Genomic DNA, 17,092 nt, shown 5'->3' with positions numbered 1-17,092 from the left:
GCGGGGCGGGCCGACCGGTCCTACGCTGGAGGCATGGCCGACCTGCGATCCATCGCCCAGGAGCTCTACGCCCGGCCGCTGTCGGAGTTCATCGCCGCCCGCAAGGACGCCGCCGACGATGCCGGCGACAAGGAGCTGGCTCAGGCGGTCAAGGCGCTGCGCAAGCCCAGCGCCGCCGCGTGGGCGGTCAACGCGCTGGCTCGCGAGCGGGCCGACCTGCTGGAGGAGGTCGTCGAGCTCGGCGAGCAACTGCGCGACGCCCAGGCCGACGCCGACGGATCGCGTACGCGGCTGCTCGACCGTGCCCGGCGTGACCTCACGAGGCAGGCCCTCGACGAGGCCGCCGAGCTCGTCAGGGCATCCGGCGGCACGCTGAGCGCGCAGGCCGCGGCCGGCGTCGAGGAGACCCTTCGCGCCGCGATGACCGACCCGGATGCCGCCAACGCGGTGCAGGACGGGCTGCTCGTGGCCACGTTCGCGGCCAACCCGTTCGAGCCCGTCGACCTGACCGACGTCGTGGCCATCCCGCCCGAAGGGGCACGACCGCGCACCAAGAAGGTCAAGCAGGGGCCTACCCAGCTGGAGCGCAAACGCCTCGAGGTGGCCGAGGCCAAGGCCGACAAGGCCCGGCGCAAGGCCAAGGCGGCGGCAGACGAGCTGGAGTCGCTCGTGGAGGACCGCGACGCCCTGCAGGAGGAGCTCCTCGAGCTGCGCAAGAGGGCCAAGGCGATCGAGCGCGAGGTGTCGGAGACCGAGCAGGCGCTCGACAAGGCCGACAAGGCTGCCGATCGCGCAGAGCAGGCCGAGCGCGAGTGGCAACGCGAGCTGGAGGACGCCGAGGCCGACCTCGACCGCCTGCGCTGAAGCCGGTGTGGCCTGCGGGTCAGCTCTCCTCGGTCTCGCGCCGAGGCGCGGACCTGCGTGCTTTGTGGCGGCCCTCGACCACGAAGGCGAGCCGTCGCAGGGTCTCGGTGTTGCGCCACTTCAGGCTGAGCCCCTTGAACGGCTCCGGCACCAGCACGCCCGGGCCCGCGATGGCGTCCTCGGTGATGACGACCTCGGTCTGCGCGCCGACGTCGCTGAGCCGGATGTCGACCTTGGCCTCGCCGATCGGCCACGCCCGCGCCTTGAGGGTGATCGACCGGCCGGGCACGACCTCCAGCACCTCGGTGTGGTCGTCGATCAGCAACGGCCAGACCCCGACCGAGTGGTGGATGCGGCTGCCCTTGTCGGGCCACGTGGCGTCGACGTCGCGCATTCGGGTCGCACCGACCACCCACAACGGGTAGAGCCAGCCGTCGGCGAGAACGTTCCACACGTCGTCCGGAGTCGCGGCGATGAGGCGCGTGTTGACGCTCATCGAAGGGCCTGCTCGAGGATCGGGTTCATCTGTCTGCCCTACCCACCGCCCCACGTCGGCAAACGGCGGCATGGCCCCTGAGGCCGTGCGCAGGATTGACCCCATGGCCGCCGGGGTAGATGCCCGGCATGACGATGATTGACCTGGGCCGGCCCGAATCGGGCGACGTGATCGACCTGATCATCGAGGACCACCGCCGGTTCGAAGCCCTGCTCCGCGACCTGCGCAACTCCGAGAGCGACCGAGAGCGCGTACGGGCGGCGTTCTCGGCACTGCACGTGGCGCATGCCGAGGCCGAGGAGAAGTACGTCTACCCGGCGCTGCGCCGCAAGACCTCCGTCGACGCCGAGGAGGTCGACCACGGCGCGGAGGAGCACGCCGAGGGCAACGAGGCCCTGCTCGCCCTGTTGGAGTGCTCGGGCACCGACACCCAGAAGTTCGAGGACGCGCTCGAGAAGCTCGCCGAGCTCGTCAACCACCACCTGACCGAGGAGGAGCTGACGATCCTCAACCCCGCTCGCGAGGACGTCGGCGAGTCGACCCGGCTGGAGCTCGGCGCGAAGTTCGCCACCGAGCGCAACCGGCAGATCGACAATGACTGCGGCAACCTCGACAACGTCCGCCGCATCGTGCAGGAGGCGCGCGCCGAGGGACTCCTGGACGACTCAGAAGGTCCATGACCGTGCGTGAGGTGGGCGTCGAGGAGGAGATGTTCCTGATCGATGCCCGCACCCGGCAGCTCGTACCGGTCTCGGACGCTGCGGTCCACTCGACCCGGGCGGCCGAGGACGATCTCGACCAGGAGCTTTTCCTCCAACAGCTGGAGATCCGCACCCGTCCGCACACCGATCCGGCAGCGTTGCGGTTCGACCTCGTCGAGGAGCGGCGGCTCGCGGCAGAGTCGGCCGAAGCCGTCGGCGCCGCTCTCGCCGCAGTGGCCACCCCGATCCTGCCGCACGAGGATGGTCGCACAACGCCCAAGCACCGCTACGTCACGATGCTCGAGACGTCCGGCAAGGTGCTCGGCCAGGCCGGGCTGGTGTGCGGCACGCACGTGCACGTGTCCGTCGACGAGGCCGAGGCGGTCAGGATCATCGACGACATCCAGCCGTGGCTGCCACTGGTCTCGGCGTTGTCGTCCAACTCGCCCTTCTACCGCGGTGAGGACACCGGCTACGCCAGCTGGCGGCGCCAGCTCTACGACGGCTGGCCGAGCGCCGGACCCGTCGAGCCGTTCGTGGACGTCGGTGGCTATCAGCAGGTCGCCCGCGAGCTGATCGCGTCGGGCGCCGCGCTCGACGAGGGGATGCTGTACTTCGACGCCCGGCTGTCCCGCAACTTCCCGACGATCGAGATCAGGGTCGCCGATGCGTGCACCGACCTCGACGACACCGTGCTCATCGCCGAGGTGGCACGCGCCCTGGTCGAGACCGCGGCCCGCGCCCGCCAGCGTGGTGACATCGCGCCGCCCTGGCGGGTCGACCTGCTGAGGGGAGCCCGTTGGCGTTCGCGCCGCAACGGGCTCACGGAGTCGCTGATGGATCCGGTCTCGCGGGCCGTGGTCCCGGCCGACCAGGCGCTGGGGGTGCTGCTCGACCACCTCAGACCCGTGCTCGAGGAGCACGGGTCTGAGGTGCTGGTCGACGACGGCATACGCCGCCTGCTGGCCGACGGCACCGGCTCGGAGCGTCAGCGCGCAGTCGCGGCACAGTCTGGCGACCTCACCGCCGTCGTCGACGACGTGATCCGCCGGACCCGGGCCCCGTTCGACGCGTGACCGGAGACCCTCCTAGCCGGCCTGCCGGGGACCCTTTCGTGCCAGGAACGCGATGGGGATCACCCAGCGACGCGAGAGGCCGTATGTCGTGGTCGGGCTTCCCGTCACCGTCTCCTTGTACGTGACGGCAGCCGCGCCGGTGAGATGGAACCGTCCCGGCGAGTCGTCGGCCTTGGTGAACTGCACGACTGCGTCGTGGCGACCGAGGCTGACCGGCTGGTGGATGTAGCCGAACCGGAACGGTTTGGGCGCCTTGCCACGCAGCAGCCGCCCGATGGTGTCGGCAGCATGAGCCCCTGAAGGCATGCCGCTCTGGCAGGTGCCGTGGATGACTCCCCACGGACGTCGGATCGCAGCGGCATCGCCGATGGCCAGGATCGACGGGTGGGAGACCGATTGGAGCTGCGGATCGACGACGATGCGCCGCTGGGCATCGACCTCGATCCCGGCGTCGGCCGCCAGCGCCGGCGCCATGAACCCCGTGGTCCACAGGGTCGCGTCCGACGCGATCAGCTCGCCGCCGGCCAGCTCCACCGCGTCCGGGAGGACCTTGGTGATCTCCACTCCGGTACGACTCTCGATGCCCAGACGCTCGAGCGCACCGAGAACGTACGCCCGTGCCTTCGCGTTCATCTTCGGCGCAGGCTCGGCGCGCCCCAGCAGGACGACTCGGAGCGAAGGGAACGACTCAGCGATCTCGGTTGCCGCTTCGACCCCGGTCAGCCCGTTGCCACCCACGACGACGGTGCCACCGTCAGGCATCTCGGTCAGGGTCCTCGCAAGCTTCGCCGCGGACTCCGGATCGTTGAGGGTGTGGGCATGCAGGTCTGCACCCGGCACGACGTCGACCGGTGTCGAGCTGCCGATCGCGTAGACCAGGGTGTCGTAGTCCAGCGACGCGACGCCGTGGTCGGTCGCGAGCGTCACACCGTTGTGCTTGGGATCGATGCCTGTTGCCCATGCCTGCACGAACTCGATGTCGAGGCCTTGCACGAGCGTCGGGATGTCGACGTGAGCCATCTCCTGCGCGGTCGCCTGCTGGTGCATCCGTAGGCGCTCGTTGAAGCGCGCGGTCGGATTGACCAGGGTCACCTGACCACCGTGCCGGCGCGTACGCCGCGCCACTCGGATGGCGGCCATCACTCCGGTGTAGCCGCCGCCCAGAACCACGATTCGATGACGTGCTGAACTGTCTTTCATGGGACTCTCCTTCTCGGGTGCTTGCCCCTCAGACGGGACACCCAGATCAGGTGTGACAGTCCAGCACGATCAGCCGTCGATCAGTCGTAGTCCGACTCGTTGTCGAGCGAGATCCAGTCCGACGACTTCTGCGTGGTCGTCGTGCCGTTCTTCTTGATCAGCAGGGTCCCGTCGACACCGAGCACGGTGTAGGACGTGCCGTCCTTCTTGGCGACGAACGCGTCGAGCTGGGGGTCATAGCTGCCGGGGAGGTCGATGACGGCGCCTCCACTCGGCTGGGTGACGAACCGGAACGACTCGCCGGAGGAGTCCTTGCCGCAGATCGACGTCTTGGCGTCGGTCGTGGTGGTCTTGTAGAGGATCACTGGATAGGAACCGCCGCAGGCGAGGCTCAGCCCGGACTTCTTCTCCTGCGCGTGCGACACCGGCTTGGTGCCGCAGTCGGGCAGCAGGCTGTCCTGCTCGGTGCCCTCGACGTTGAACTGGGTCTTGGGGCCCTCGCACTTGGGGGTCGCCGTCGGCTTCTTGCTGGGCGTCGGCGTCGTGGTCGGCGGAGCCGTCGTCGAGGTCGTCGTGGTCGAGTCGCTGCCGACCGCGAGCGGCTCGGCCTTGCCGTCGTCGCCCATCAAGCGCCATCCGGCAAAGGCCACGACGGCGAGGACACCGACCGCGAACAGGGCAAGGAGTACCCTCTTCTGCCGCTGGGAGGCGGTCTGGCTCACAGGTGTTCCCCTTCGATCGACTCAGACGACCCTAACAAGACGGGTGGTCTCACTCCCACTCGATCGTGCCGGGGGGCTTGCTCGTGATGTCGAGCACGACGCGGTTGACCTCGTCGACCTCGTTGGTGATGCGCGTCGAGATGCGCTCCAGCACGTCGTACGGGAGGCGGCTCCAGTCGGCGGTCATGGCGTCCTCGCTCGACACGGGCCGCAGCACGATCGGGTGCCCGTACGTTCGACCGTCGCCCTGCACGCCGACCGAGCGGACGTCGGCCAGCAGCACGACCGGGAACTGCCAGATCTCGCCGTCGAGGCCGGCCGCCGTGGTCTCCTCGCGGACGATCGCGTCGGCCCGGCGCAGGATGCGGAGACGATCGGCGTCGACCGCGCCGACGATGCGGATCGCGAGGCCCGGTCCGGGGAACGGGTGACGACCGACGATCGCCTCGGGGATGCCGAGCTGGCGACCCACGTCACGTACCTCGTCCTTGAACAGCGTGCGCAGCGGTTCGATGAGGCTGAACTCGAGGTCCTCGGGCAGGCCGCCGACGTTGTGGTGGCTCTTGATGTTGGACGCTCCCGCACCACCGCCGGACTCGACGACATCGGGGTAGAGCGTGCCCTGCACGAGGAACTTCACCGGGGTGCCGGGTGTCGCCAGCACCTCGCGCTCGGCGGCCTCGAAGACCCGGATGAACTCGCGGCCGATGATCTTGCGCTTCTCCTCGGGGTCGGAGACGCCAGCCAGGAAGCCGAGGAACTGGTCCCGTGCGTCGACGACCTTGAGGTCGACACCCGTCGCCTCGACGTAGTCCTTCTCGACCTGCTCGGCCTCGCCCTCACGGAGCAGCCCGTGGTCGACGAACACCGCGGTCAGCTGGTCACCGATCGCGCGCTGCACCAGTGCCGTCGAGACGGCCGAGTCGACGCCGCCGGAGAGCGCCGAGATGACGCGGGCGTCACCGACCTGCTGACGGATCAGCTCGACCTGCTCCTCGACGATGTTGCTGCTGGTCCAGGTCTGCCGGCAACCGGCGATGTCGACCAGGAATGCCTCGAGGACACGCTGGCCGTGCTCACTGTGCAGCACCTCGGGGTGCCACTGCACGCCGGCGAGCTTGCGCTCGGTGTGCTCGAACGCGGCGACCGTGGCGCGCGGCGAGTTGGCGTTGACGAGGAAGCCCTCGGGCGCCGCGACGACCTCGTCGCCGTGCGACATCCAGGAGGTGAGGGTCGTGGGCAGGCCCGCGAGCAAGGTGCCGGAATCGATGACACTGACGGCCGTGCGCCCGTACTCCCGCTGCCCGGTGTGCGCGACGCTGCCGCCGAGCGCCTGTGCCATGGCCATGAAGCCGTAGCAGATGCCGAACACGGGCACCTCGGCGTCGAACAGGGTCGCATCGAGCTGCGGAGCGCCTGCTTCGTAGACCGATGAGGGGCCGCCGGAGAGGATGATCGCGGCGGGCTGCTTGGCGAGCATCTCGTCGATCGGCATGGTGTGCGGCACGATCTCGGAATAGACCCTCGCCTCACGCACCCTGCGGGCTATCAGCTGGGCGTATTGAGCCCCGAAGTCGACGACGAGAACAAGGTCATGATCAGGGGCCACGCGGCCCATCCTATCGGCCTGAAAATAATGTGAAGAACGTCGTAACCCCGTGTCACCGCGGTCGTTTTACAGGGTGGATCTAACAACACTCCCTCCCGTTAGATCATGTGCTGCTCCTCGTGGCACAACAGGGCCCGACCCGTGAGCTCCCTCCCGGTCGGGCTCTGTGCATTCCGGGACCTTTCCGAGTGCTGGCTCGTCCCCGGGCGCGGATTCAGCTGCCTACTGCTCCCGGCCCGGGAGGTCGCGACACAGCGCTCGAGGGACGTCGAGGTGCTCGGCGTCCGGCACGGCGCATCCCGCCTCGTCGCCTGACGCGACCACATCCCAACCGATCGGATCCTCCTCGCTGAACCGGGCGAACCAACGAGCGTGCGTCCCCTTGCCTGCGCACCCGCTCGGTGGGGCCGCTCCGTCACGACCCTCGCAGCCTGAGATCACGGCATCGACGTCCAGGATGAGCCACGTCCCGTCGCACGCCACGGTTTTCGTCTGCCGTTCGGGCGCGACCTCCACTCCGGAGAGCAGCTGGTCGATCCACTGCTGGTCGCAATGATCGGTCGGTGGCCCTGAGCAGCCGAAGGGTGCTTCGCACTTCTGGAGCTCGCCCAACTGGTCCTTGGCACCCCAGGCTTGGTTGTTGACGACGACTTGGGACGCCTTGCTCCCTCGCGCGCCGAGGTCCACCGTGAGCTGTCGAGTTCCCTGCTCGAGGCAGGTCTCGTTCCCCGAGGGCGCCACGATGTGCTGAGTGAGGTTCACGTAGACAAAATCTCGGGCCTCTGCGGGATCGATCTCGACCACGACAGTCGCTCGTGGTGCCGTGCTGCAGCCGACGGCCACGTCCTTGGTGGTCAGTCGGAGCATGCTTCGTTCAGGACGAGCCACGGCGCTGGCTTCGGCCTCGTACGTGCCTGCAGGCTGCGTGCCTTGAAATGGCGTGGGGGTCGCCGTCGGACCGGTGGCGTCACCGCACGAGACCAACGCCGCCAGGACGATCGTGCCCACTACCAGACGGCCCACCAAGCCTGCTGCCGCCATACGCATTGGGACACTCTGTCAGCGCCTTGACTCCGGCGCCAGCCCCTACGAGACGCCGATGATCGGGAGGTGCAGGGCGGCCGGGGCATCCGCCGGTACGACGGGGTTCTTGGGCGGCACGGGCTGGATCTTGCGGTACGCCTCGCCGACGGCCGGTCGCACGTCCTCCTCGCCCTTGTTGGGCCAGTAGGAGATCGCGCGCTCGGCCTGCGCCGTGATTGTCAGCGAGGGGTTGACGCCGAGGTTGGCGCTGATCGCCGAGCCGTCGACGACGTGGAGGCCCTCGTGACCGAACAGCCGCTGGTAGGGGTCGATGACACCGGTCTCGGGAGAGTCGCCGATCGCGCAGCCGCCCATGAAGTGCGCCGTGAGCGGCACGTTGAACGGCTCGCCGATCGTGCCGCCGGGCGTACCGTCCATGTGCTCGGCCATCCGCTGCACCGCCTCGTGCGCCGGCGGGATGAACGAGGGGTTGGGCGCACCGTGGCCCTGCTTCGAGGTCAGCTTGCGTCGGCCGGTGATGCCGCGCTTGGTGTACGTCGTGATGGAGTTGTCGTGCGTCTGCATGACCAGCGCGATGACGGTGCGCTCCGACCAGTGGCGCAGGTCGTACAGCTTGAAGATGCTGGCCTTCTGCCGCCACATCTCCTTGAGCCACACGCGCCAGCGCGGCGTGCTGGTGCTGCCGTCGGTCAGCACGGTCTGCATCAGCGACATCGCGTTGGAGCCCTTGCCGTACCGCACCGGCTCGACGTGCGTGTGCTCGTCGGGGTGGAACGACGACGTGATGGCGGCACCGTGGCTGTAGTCGACGTCGCGGCCGTTGGCGATCGCGCCGAGCAGCGCCTCGGAGTTGGTACGCGTCAACAGCCCGAGCCGGTCGGACACCTGCGGCAGCGCGCCGCGGTCCTTCATCTTGTGCAGCAGCTTCTGCGTGCCCATCGTGCTGGCCGAGAAGATGACCTGCTGGGCCGTGATCTTGCGGTGCGGGCGGAACCGCTTGTTGGTGCGACGCGTCTCGACCTCGTAGCCACCGCCGGCGAGCGGCGTGACGGAGGTGACCGTCGTGAGCGGATGAACCTCGGCACCGCCCTTCTCGGCGAGATAGAGGTAGTTCTTGACCAGCGTGTTCTTGGCGTTGTGGCGGCAGCCGGTCATGCACTCGCCGCAGTGCTTGCACCCCGCGCGATCAGGGCCGGCGCCGCCGAAGTAGGGATCGGCGACGGTCTCGCCGGCATCCGCGCCGAAGAACACCCCGACCGGGGTGTGGTGGAACGTGCCACCGACGCCCATGTCCTCGGCGACCTGCTTGATGATCGTGTCCGCCGCGGTCTCGATCGGATAGACCGAGACGCCGAGCATGCGCTTGGCCTGGTCGTAGTAGGGCGCCAGCTCGGCCTTCCAGTCCGTGATGTGGCCCCACGCCGGATCCTTGTAGAACGGGTCGAGCGGTTCGTAGAGCGTGTTGGCGTAGACGAGCGAGCCGCCACCGACGCCGGCGCCCGACAGGATGAGGACGTCCTTGAGCTTGTCGATGCGCTGGATGCCGTAGCAGCCGAGCTGCGGCAGCCAGAGGAACTTGCGGAGTCGCCACGAGCTCTTGGCGAAGTCCTTGTCCTCGAAGCGCTTGCCGGCCTCGAGCACGGCGACCTTGTAGCCCTTCTCGGTCAGCCGCAGCGCCGAGACGCTCCCGCCGAAGCCCGAGCCGATGACGATGACGTCGTAGTCGTGGTCGTGGTCGTGGTCGTATCCATGATCAGGCACGCGGGGTCCTCCTCAGGATCCTCAGTCCAGCAGTCAGCACCTTGGCGTACGTCCGCGGCCGCAGGAACGACGGTCCGGCGACCGGGAAGCCGCGCTGCACGCCGACGGCCTGCGGCTCGGTGTAGCGCAGGATGCCCTCGGCACCCTGCCGGCGGCCCAGCCCCGACTGGCGCATGCCGCCCATCGGGGCGTCGACGCTGCCGAACGTCGCCGAGAAGCCCTCGTTGATGTTGATCGTGCCGGCCTTGATGCGCGGCGCGATGGCGCGCGCCTCTCGCGGCTTGCCCCAGATGCTGGCGTTGAGGCCGTACTCACCCTGGTTGGCGAGCGCGACCGCCTCGTCGACCGTCGAGTAGGGATAGAGCGATACGAGCGGTCCGAACGTCTCCCCCGCGAAGCACTCGGCTTCGGGGGTGACGCCCTCGAGGAGGGTCGGCTCGTAGAAGTACGGTCCGAGGTCGGGGCGGGGTTTGCCGCCGACCAGGACGCTGGCCCCGTGCGCGACCGCGTCCTTGACGTGGTCCGTCACGGTGTCGAGCTGGGCCTGCGAGACGAGAGAGCCGATGTCGGCGTCCCAGTCCAGAGCGGCACCGAGCGCGAGGTGCTCGACCCGGGACACGAACGCAGCCTTGAACTCCTCGAAGCGGGACTCCGGTACGTACAGGCGCTCGATCGAGACGCAGAGCTGGCCGGCGGACGAGAAGCACGCCTGGACGGCGCCGGCGGCGGCTTTGTCGATGTCGGCGCTCGGCAGCACGATCATGGGGTTCTTGCCGCCGAGCTCGAGCGAGCAGCTGATCAGCCGGGCCGCGGCCTGCTGGGCGATGAGCTTGCCGGTCGCGGTCGAGCCGGTGAAGCACACGTAGTCGGCGCGCTCGATGATCGCGGTGCCGACGACGGACCCGGCACCACTGACGACCTGCCACACGTCGGCAGGGATCCCGGCCTTGCGCATCAGCTCGACGCCGGCGAGGGCGATCAGGGGGCTCTGGCTGTCGGGCTTGTGCACCACGGCGTTGCCCGCGGCGATCGCGGGGATTCCGTCGGATATCGCCATCGTGAGCGGATAGTTACACGGGCTGATGATGCCGACGACACCCTTGGGCACCTGGTTGACCGAGATCGACGTCAGGCCGGGCAGGGCGCCGTTGCGGTGGCGTCTCCCGATCTGCTTCGTGAGCCGGCGAGCATAGAAGCGCGCCGTCAGGGCCAGGTGGGCGACCTCGTCGAACGCGTGAGCGCGGCTCTTGCCGGACTCGACCTGGATCAGGTCGAGCAGCTCGTCCTGGTGCTCCAGCACGAGGTCGTGCAGCCGCAGCAGCGCCTTCTTGCGCGACCGCAACGATGTCTGGGCCCAGGCCTCCTGCGCCACCCGCGCGCTCGCGAAGGCCGCGTCGACGTCCGCGATGCTCGACACGGGGATCTCGGCGACCGGGTCACCCGTGAGCGGGGAGTGGGTCGTCCGGCTCTCACCCGAGGTCGTACGGATGAGACTCGTCAGCTCCGCGGCGCGCGCCGGAGTGACGGGCGACCTGGTCATGGAGGGTGAGTCGAGCGCGGTCATACCCTGAGTATGACATCGCGAGTGTCACATGGCTACCGGCCAGTAACGAGCGTCACGTCTGCCGGCACGTTGCGAGCGTGGGCACGTTCGGTGTCCAGACGATTTCCAAGCTCTCACCCACCCACGCCGGCTCGGATGAGCGAAATGAACCGCGCAATTCACGCCAGCGACACCATCTGCGGATTCCCGCTGACCAGCATGGTTGGCACGCGCAGGTCTACTCCCACTCCCTGCCCTGCGCGGAAGGGGAACCACTGTGAGCTCATCTCGGGCAGGATTCGTCGACCGTCGCGACGCCGCCATGGCGTCGGTCCTCGCCGGCGGGGTGGTCGTGATCCTCGGCTACGCATCGGGGATCGGCATCACGCCGACCGACGCAGCGGCGGCGGCTCCCGCGCCTCAGCCGCCAGTTGCCGCGGCGCCGGCGGCCCCGGTCGTCACTCCTCCCCCGGCTGCGCCCGTCGCGCCGCCGATGACGATGCCGGGCACCAGCACGATGCCCGACATGTCGATGCCCGCCGACACGCCGGCGCCGGCGGCCACCGAGCCTGAGCCGACGCCCACTGATTCCGAGCCCACGCCGAGCGAACCCGCCACCACCTGCCCCCCGTCGGTGCTCGCCAGCCTCCCGGCAGTCGGCCAGCTGACCTCGTCGCTGCTCTCGTCCGTGCTGACGACGACGCCGCTCGTGAGCGATCTCGCCGGGCCGCCGGTCGAGGACAAGGCTCCGGGTCCCCTGACGTGCCTGGTCGGCACGCTCGTCGGCCCGACGTGCTGCACCACGACGGCCGCCACCGCCGAGACGGACGACAAATGATGCGCCGGCGGGGGCTGGCCCAGCTGGGGGGTCTGACGGTCGTCGCGACCGCGCTCCTGACGTTGGGCCTCGCCTCGCCGACGCAGGCCCATGACGAGCTCGAGAAGTCGACGCCTGCCACCGGGTCGACCCTGGAGAAGCTGCCGGCGCACGCAACGCTGGTGTTCAGCGAGTCCCTCGGGCCCGACGACCTCACGATCACCGCCGACGGCACTCGGCTCAAGGTCGACGCCGTGCCCGGCAAACCGGCGACCCTCAAGGTCGACCTGCGCCCGGTCAAGCCCGCCAAGACGGTGCTGCTCGAGTGGCAGGCCGAGGACCCCCATGACGGCCACGAGAGCTCTGGGGTCATCGCGCTGCACGTCGAGGCGAGCCATGCCACCGGTGCCACCGCGAACGCCAACGCGCCACCGGACGACTCGCGCCTCATCACCTGGGTGACCGTCGCCGCCCGGATCGTCGGCTACCTCGCGATGGCAGTGTTCGTCGGCGGCCTGCTCTTCCTCTCCCTGCTCTGGCCCGCAGGCGCCACCGAGCGCCGCAGCCGACTGCTGCTGGGCATCTCCGTGGCCGCCGGCATCGCCGCAGCCGCAGCCTCCGAGGCCGTCGTCGTGTGGCGCTCGTCGGGTGGCATGACGCTGCGCGAGGCGCTCAACGAGGACTTCGGCCGCGTCACGACCGCGATGGCACTCCTTTGGCTCCTGGCCGCCGTCGTCGTCGCTGCCGTGTTCCAGCGCGGCGAGCACGTCGTCCGTGAGCTGCCCTGGCGGGTCGCAGCTCTCGTCGTCGGCGCCGGCCTCATCCGTACGACCGGCATGAACGCGCACGCCACACAAGGTGCGCAGCCCACCTGGGGTGCGGCAGCTGAGTTCCTCCACCTCGTCGGCATCAGCGCGTGGGTCGGCGGTCTCACGATCATGACCGTGTGCCTGCTCCCGCGGCGCAGCATCGCCGAGCTCGAGCGGATCGTGCCGAAGTTCTCGACCATCGCGATGGTCTCGGTCCTCGTCATCGTGTCGTCCGGGCTGATCCTGAGCTGGCAGATCATCAGCTCCGTCGACGGCTTCTGGCACACCCACTACGCCCGCGTCCTGTTCATCAAGCTCGCGCTCTTCGCCACGGTGCTGCTGGCGGCGATGAAGAGCAAGAGCTGGGTGGGGCGCAACCTGACCAGCTCGACCCACCGGGGCTCGCCCGTCGGCGCGTTCATCGCCTCGGTCGCGACCGAGACCGTGCTGGTCATCGCCGTGCTCGGCGCCGCAAGTGTCCTGGTCACCTCCAGTCCAGGCGTGTGAATCACCATCCGAACGACCCCTCCATCAGGAAGGCACGACAGATGAACTCCTCACCGTCCACCAGTCCATCCCGATCTCCAGAGCTGCGCAGCCGCAGTCTCGTGGTGGTCGCCCTGCTGGCAGCGCTGGCGGCCGCCCTGTCGTTGTTCGCGCTGCGTACGTCGCCCGCGACCACCGATGCTCTCGCACCTGCCGCCTCGGTCACCGGCGCCAGCACCCCGGGCGGCTTGCTCGACGGCCTCGTGCCGACCACGAGCCTCGTCACCACACCGGTCGTCAAGACCGCACCGGCGGCGACGCCGGTGGTGGCACCTGATGCGGCGAAGGGGGCCACGCCCGCGGCGGCGACACCCGCACCCGCGGCAACGACCGACCCGATGGCGATGCCGGCGACAAGCGATGTGTGCACCGGGCTCGAGACGTCGGTCGACGTGTTCCTGCAGCACCTCTACGCAGCGCATCTCGAGACCGGCGTCGGCCAGCAGGTCACCGACGCCCTGAACCTCGACCAGTACCTCACGACCCACCTGGTCCTGGTCGAGAACATGCTCAAGCCGCTGCTCGGAGGCACCCAGCAGACGCTGGACGCGTTCATGCAGCACGTCTACTCGGCTCACCTCGAGACGAGTGTCGGCCAGCAGGTGACGGACGCACTCGCGATCGACCAGTACGCCAAGACCCACACCGTGTGGGTCGAGAGCCTGATCAAGCCGCTCATCGGCGCCGATCTCAGCTCGTGCTGACCCTGTCCCCCATCCAGACAACCGGAGCTCTGGCCGAGTCGCAATCGGCCAGCCGTCCGGGTGAACCACAACCCACAGAAGGAGCGGCTCGATGAGTCCACGCATGACCAGCACGACCAGCAGGCCCGACACCCACCCGACCCCGAAGCGATGGGGTCTCATGGCGCTCGTGATCGGTGGTGTGCTCACCGCGATCGTGTCCGTGGCCGGGCTCTCCGCCGGAGCGTCCGAGTCCTCGGACACCCTCACGGCGAGCGCAGCGACGACGAAGGCCAAAGCCGCCGCAGGCGCTGCGACCAACGCGTCAACGGCCACCGCCACGAGCACCGCGACGAAGGCTGCGGCCACCAAGCAGGTGATGATCGAGAACTACACGTTCACCCCCGCTGCACTCACCGTGGCGGTGGGCGACACCGTCACCTGGACCAACATGGACACGGCGCCGCACACGGTGACGGTCACGAGTGGTCCCGTGAAGTTCAACTCCGGCAACCTCGCCAAGGGTCAGAGCTTCTCGTACACGTTCAAGACGCCGGGCACGTACTCGTACTACTGCGCGGTGCACCCGGACATGACGGCCAAGGTCACGGTGACGGGCTCCAGCACGACGCCGACCCCGACGCCGACCACGCCGACGCCCACACCCACCGGTTCGCCGACGCCGACACCCACGCCGACGATGCCGCCCATGGGTGGCGGCGACGTCTGCACGGGTCTGGAGTCGACGGTCGACGCGTTCCTGCAGCACCTCTACGCGGCACACCTCGAGACGAGCGTCGGTCAGCAGGTCACCGACGCCCTGAACCTCGACCAGTACCTCACGACCCACCTGGTCCTGGTCGAGAACATGCTCAAACCGTTGCTGGGCGGGGTGCAGTCAACGCTGGACACGTTCTTGCAGCACGTCTATGCAGCGCACCTGGAGACCGGAGTCGGCCAGCAGGTGACCGACGCGCTCGCGATCGACCAGTACGTCAAGACGCACACCGTGCTCGTCGAGAACATGATCAAGCCGCTGATCGGTGAGGATCTGAGCTCCTGCTAGGAGCGCGACAGATGTGGTGGTCCGGCCGAGTCGCAACCGGCCGGACCACCACGCCCCCAGTATGACCGGCCGCACCACCCACGGAAGGACATTCCATGTCATCTCGGCTCTCCACCACGCCCCGGAAGGGACTGCGGGTCCTGCTCGCCAGCATCCTCGCCGCTCTCGCCGTCATGGTGTGGCCCGCCTCCGAGGCCTCGGCCGCGTCACACCAGATCACGATCAAGAACTACGCGTACGGATCCGGCTCCATGAGCATCACGCAGGGTGACACCGTCACGTGGACCAACCAGGACAGCGTCCCGCACGACGTCGTCGTCACCAGCGGGCCGGCGAAGTTCCGCTCGCCGATGCTGACGAAGGGCAAGAGCTGGAGCTACACGTTCGCCTCGGCCGGTGCGTACTCCTACACCTGCAGCGTCCACCCCGACATGCACGCGACGATCTCGGCCAAGGCCAAGCCGGTCGCCCCTGCTCCGGCCGCCACGACGGCTGCCGCAGCGGCGCCGACTGCCGCAGCGCCCACAACCCCGGCCACCACTGCCACGAAGCCCGTCCCGACGACCACCACCGCTGCCCCCGCGCCCGACACGGCGTATGTCGCCACCACGGCCGACGACAGTCCCTCCCTCGATCCCATGCTCCTGCTGCTCGGGCTCTCCACAGCGATCGTCGTGTTCTGCCTGCTCCTGCTGGCCTCCCGCCCGCACGCCGCTGCGACGACAGATGACTTCGATGGCGACTGACACGCTCGCACCCACGCGCCACGACGACAAGGAGCGCAAGCCCAGCGGCGGCCTGTTCCGGGCGTTCTGGCGCTGGCACTTCTACGCCGCGTTCGTCGTGGCCCCGATCCTCCTCGTGCTGGCGAGCACCGGGCTCATCTATCTCCTGCGGTTCCAGATCGAGCCCCTGATGCACGCCGACGTGATGAAGGTCGAGCAGCCGGCCGGCGCGACGCAACGGGTGCCGTACGAGGACCAGCGCGCCGCGGTCGCCAAGGCGTACCCGAAGGCCACGATCGCGTCGATGACCGAGCCGAAGGGCAATGACCGGTCGACTGACTTCTACCTCAGCCTTCCGGACGGCTCGAGCCGCGACGCCTACGTCGATCCGTGGACCGGCGAGGTGCTCGGTGACCTCAATCCCGACACGACCTTGAGTGGCCTCGCGGTCCGCCTGCACACCGACATGATGCTCGGCTCCACGGGCGACATCCTGATGGAGCTGGGCGCGTGCTGGGCGATCGTGATGGCGCTCACCGGCTACTACCTGTTCATCCGTGGCCGAACCGCGCGGTTGCGGCGCAGGCTCTCCGGTGCGGCGGGATCGGCGATGCGGAGCCGGCACGCCGTCATCGGCTCAGTGGTCGGCGCGAGCCTGCTGATCCTGCTGATCTCGGGACTGCCGTGGACCGCGTTCTGGGGCACGCACGCGCAGACCATGGCGACGGACCACAGCAGCTCGATGTGGGGCAGCGACCCCGGCGGCGTGTCCACGAAGGGCTCCACCCTGGACGAGTCGCTGCCGCACAGCCACGCCCACGAGATCCCGTGGGCCCAGGGCGACTCGACGGTGCCGGAGTCGAGCAAGCCCGGCAAGGAGGTGTCGATCGCCAACATCGACACCACCGTCGCCGTCGCGGACCAGGCCGGCTTGCACCACCCGTTGACGATCGCGCTGCCGGCGGACGACACAGGTGTCTTCTCCGCGATCAGCTACGCGTTCCACGACCCGTCGCGGGAGAAGACCCTGCACATCGACCAGTACGGCGGGCAGGTCGTGGGCGCGTACGGGTTCGCCGACTATCCGGCACTGGCCAAGATCGTGTCGCAGGGCATCGGCCTGCACGAGGGTCGCAGCTTCGGACCGGTCAGCTTCTGGGCCGCCGCGCTGTCGTGCCTGATGGTGATCTTCATGTGCGTGTCGGGCCCGATGATGTGGTGGCGCCGGCGACCCAGGAGCGCCGGCTCCGTCGCGGCACCTCGGGGACGGATGCCGTTGCGCAGCAGCCCGCTGCTCGCGGTGGCGATCGTCGCCCTCGGCGTGTTCCTGCCGTTCTTCGGCATCACGCTTCTGGTCGCGCTGCTGGTCGACCAGCTGATCCTGCGCCGCATCCCCCGACTGCAGACCTGGTTCAACGTGGTGTGACGTT

At 69.0% G+C, this 17,092-nt stretch carries 16 protein-coding genes; 9 read left to right on the top strand and 7 right to left on the bottom strand.

Annotated features, from left to right (window positions below):
• Positions 1 to 33: 33 nt before the first annotated feature.
• The gene (locus ESP70_RS08470) at positions 34 to 864 is read left to right on the top strand and encodes a hypothetical protein (RefSeq protein ID WP_149688860.1); all 831 of its coding nucleotides are present in this window, start codon (positions 34 to 36) and stop codon (positions 862 to 864) included.
• A 19-nt stretch (positions 865 to 883) separates the two neighbouring features.
• Here the strand turns inward: ESP70_RS08470 and ESP70_RS08465 are convergent, their stop codons facing one another.
• Positions 884 to 1,360 carry an SRPBCC family protein gene (locus tag ESP70_RS08465; RefSeq protein ID WP_149688859.1) on the bottom strand — a complete coding sequence of 159 codons (477 nt, stop codon included), beginning with the start codon at positions 1,358 to 1,360 and terminating at the stop codon, positions 884 to 886.
• Positions 1,361 to 1,488: 128 nt separating this feature from the next.
• Between ESP70_RS08465 and ESP70_RS08460 the strand changes: the two genes are divergently transcribed.
• A complete protein-coding gene (locus ESP70_RS08460) occupies positions 1,489 to 2,040 on the top strand; it encodes a hemerythrin domain-containing protein (RefSeq protein WP_149688858.1) in 552 nt (183 codons plus the stop codon).
• A complete protein-coding gene (locus ESP70_RS08455) occupies positions 2,037 to 3,137 on the top strand; it encodes a carboxylate-amine ligase (RefSeq protein ID WP_149688857.1) in 1,101 nt (366 codons plus the stop codon). The genes ESP70_RS08460 and ESP70_RS08455 overlap by 4 nt, the downstream gene beginning before the upstream one ends.
• A gap of 12 nt (positions 3,138 to 3,149) precedes the next feature.
• Here the strand turns inward: ESP70_RS08455 and ESP70_RS08450 are convergent, their stop codons facing one another.
• The 6 genes from ESP70_RS08450 to ESP70_RS08425 all read right to left on the bottom strand — a co-directional run bounded on the left by ESP70_RS08450 (position 3,150) and on the right by ESP70_RS08425 (position 11,037).
• Positions 3,150 to 4,337, bottom strand: coding sequence for an NAD(P)/FAD-dependent oxidoreductase (locus ESP70_RS08450; protein ID WP_149688856.1), 1,188 nt, complete (start codon positions 4,335 to 4,337; stop codon positions 3,150 to 3,152).
• Between the two features lie 80 nt (positions 4,338 to 4,417).
• Positions 4,418 to 5,059 carry a hypothetical protein gene (locus ESP70_RS08445; RefSeq protein ID WP_149688855.1) on the bottom strand — a complete coding sequence of 214 codons (642 nt, stop codon included), beginning with the start codon at positions 5,057 to 5,059 and terminating at the stop codon, positions 4,418 to 4,420.
• Positions 5,060 to 5,108: 49 nt separating this feature from the next.
• Entirely contained in the window at positions 5,109 to 6,677 is a 1,569-nt protein-coding gene (guaA, locus tag ESP70_RS08440; RefSeq protein WP_149688854.1) for a glutamine-hydrolyzing GMP synthase, read from the bottom strand.
• A gap of 213 nt (positions 6,678 to 6,890) precedes the next feature.
• Positions 6,891 to 7,691 carry a hypothetical protein gene (locus ESP70_RS08435; protein ID WP_149688853.1) on the bottom strand — a complete coding sequence of 267 codons (801 nt, stop codon included), beginning with the start codon at positions 7,689 to 7,691 and terminating at the stop codon, positions 6,891 to 6,893.
• Positions 7,692 to 7,754: 63 nt separating this feature from the next.
• Entirely contained in the window at positions 7,755 to 9,473 is a 1,719-nt protein-coding gene (locus ESP70_RS08430; RefSeq protein ID WP_149688852.1) for a GMC oxidoreductase, read from the bottom strand.
• Positions 9,466 to 11,037, bottom strand: coding sequence for a succinic semialdehyde dehydrogenase (locus tag ESP70_RS08425; protein ID WP_188110556.1), 1,572 nt, complete (start codon positions 11,035 to 11,037; stop codon positions 9,466 to 9,468). Before ESP70_RS08425 ends, ESP70_RS08430 begins: the two co-directional genes overlap by 8 nt.
• 256 nt (positions 11,038 to 11,293) lie before the next feature.
• Between ESP70_RS08425 and ESP70_RS08420 the strand changes: the two genes are divergently transcribed.
• The 6 genes from ESP70_RS08420 (at position 11,294) to ESP70_RS08395 (ending at position 17,088) form a co-directional block, all read left to right on the top strand.
• Positions 11,294 to 11,854, top strand: a complete 561-nt coding sequence (locus tag ESP70_RS08420; protein WP_149688851.1) for a hypothetical protein — start codon at positions 11,294 to 11,296, stop codon at positions 11,852 to 11,854.
• On the top strand, positions 11,851 to 13,149 hold the full coding sequence (locus ESP70_RS08415) for a copper resistance CopC/CopD family protein (protein WP_149688850.1): 1,299 nt from the start codon (positions 11,851 to 11,853) through the stop codon (positions 13,147 to 13,149). The genes ESP70_RS08420 and ESP70_RS08415 overlap by 4 nt, the downstream gene beginning before the upstream one ends.
• Before the next feature lie 41 nt (positions 13,150 to 13,190).
• Positions 13,191 to 13,892, top strand: coding sequence for a hypothetical protein (locus ESP70_RS08410; RefSeq protein WP_149688849.1), 702 nt, complete (start codon positions 13,191 to 13,193; stop codon positions 13,890 to 13,892).
• Between the two features lie 103 nt (positions 13,893 to 13,995).
• A complete protein-coding gene (locus ESP70_RS08405; protein WP_188110555.1) occupies positions 13,996 to 14,937 on the top strand; it encodes a cupredoxin domain-containing protein in 942 nt (313 codons plus the stop codon).
• A gap of 95 nt (positions 14,938 to 15,032) precedes the next feature.
• Positions 15,033 to 15,683 carry a cupredoxin domain-containing protein gene (locus ESP70_RS08400; RefSeq protein WP_223148665.1) on the top strand — a complete coding sequence of 217 codons (651 nt, stop codon included), beginning with the start codon at positions 15,033 to 15,035 and terminating at the stop codon, positions 15,681 to 15,683.
• Complete coding sequence (locus ESP70_RS08395) at positions 15,673 to 17,088, top strand: PepSY-associated TM helix domain-containing protein (RefSeq protein WP_149688847.1); 1,416 nt, start codon at positions 15,673 to 15,675, stop codon at positions 17,086 to 17,088. The genes ESP70_RS08400 and ESP70_RS08395 overlap by 11 nt, the downstream gene beginning before the upstream one ends.
• The last annotated feature ends 4 nt before the right edge of the window (positions 17,089 to 17,092 follow it).

The organism is Aeromicrobium ginsengisoli (assembly GCF_004134905.2).
Lineage (GTDB): Bacteria > Actinomycetota > Actinomycetes > Propionibacteriales > Nocardioidaceae > Aeromicrobium > Aeromicrobium ginsengisoli.
The sequence above is the reverse complement of the archived record's forward strand: the minus strand, read 5'-3'. Positions and strand labels throughout refer to the sequence as shown.

Excerpts from the sequence above, each read along its gene's own strand:
- ESP70_RS08470 (WP_149688860.1), top strand. The coding sequence starts at position 34 with ATGGCCGACCTGCGATCCATCGCCCAGGAGCTCTACGCCCGGCCGCTG.
- ESP70_RS08465 (WP_149688859.1), bottom strand. The coding sequence starts at position 1,360 with ATGAGCGTCAACACGCGCCTCATCGCCGCGACTCCGGACGACGTGTGG.
- ESP70_RS08460 (WP_149688858.1), top strand. The coding sequence starts at position 1,489 with ATGACGATGATTGACCTGGGCCGGCCCGAATCGGGCGACGTGATCGAC.
- ESP70_RS08455 (WP_149688857.1), top strand. The coding sequence starts at position 2,037 with ATGACCGTGCGTGAGGTGGGCGTCGAGGAGGAGATGTTCCTGATCGAT.
- ESP70_RS08450 (WP_149688856.1), bottom strand. The coding sequence starts at position 4,337 with ATGAAAGACAGTTCAGCACGTCATCGAATCGTGGTTCTGGGCGGCGGC.
- guaA (WP_149688854.1), bottom strand. The coding sequence starts at position 6,677 with ATGGGCCGCGTGGCCCCTGATCATGACCTTGTTCTCGTCGTCGACTTC.
- ESP70_RS08425 (WP_188110556.1), bottom strand. The coding sequence starts at position 11,037 with ATGACCGCGCTCGACTCACCCTCCATGACCAGGTCGCCCGTCACTCCG.
- ESP70_RS08415 (WP_149688850.1), top strand. The coding sequence starts at position 11,851 with ATGATGCGCCGGCGGGGGCTGGCCCAGCTGGGGGGTCTGACGGTCGTC.
- ESP70_RS08410 (WP_149688849.1), top strand. The coding sequence starts at position 13,191 with ATGAACTCCTCACCGTCCACCAGTCCATCCCGATCTCCAGAGCTGCGC.
- ESP70_RS08405 (WP_188110555.1), top strand. The coding sequence starts at position 13,996 with ATGACCAGCACGACCAGCAGGCCCGACACCCACCCGACCCCGAAGCGA.
- ESP70_RS08400 (WP_223148665.1), top strand. The coding sequence starts at position 15,033 with ATGTCATCTCGGCTCTCCACCACGCCCCGGAAGGGACTGCGGGTCCTG.
- ESP70_RS08395 (WP_149688847.1), top strand. The coding sequence starts at position 15,673 with ATGGCGACTGACACGCTCGCACCCACGCGCCACGACGACAAGGAGCGC.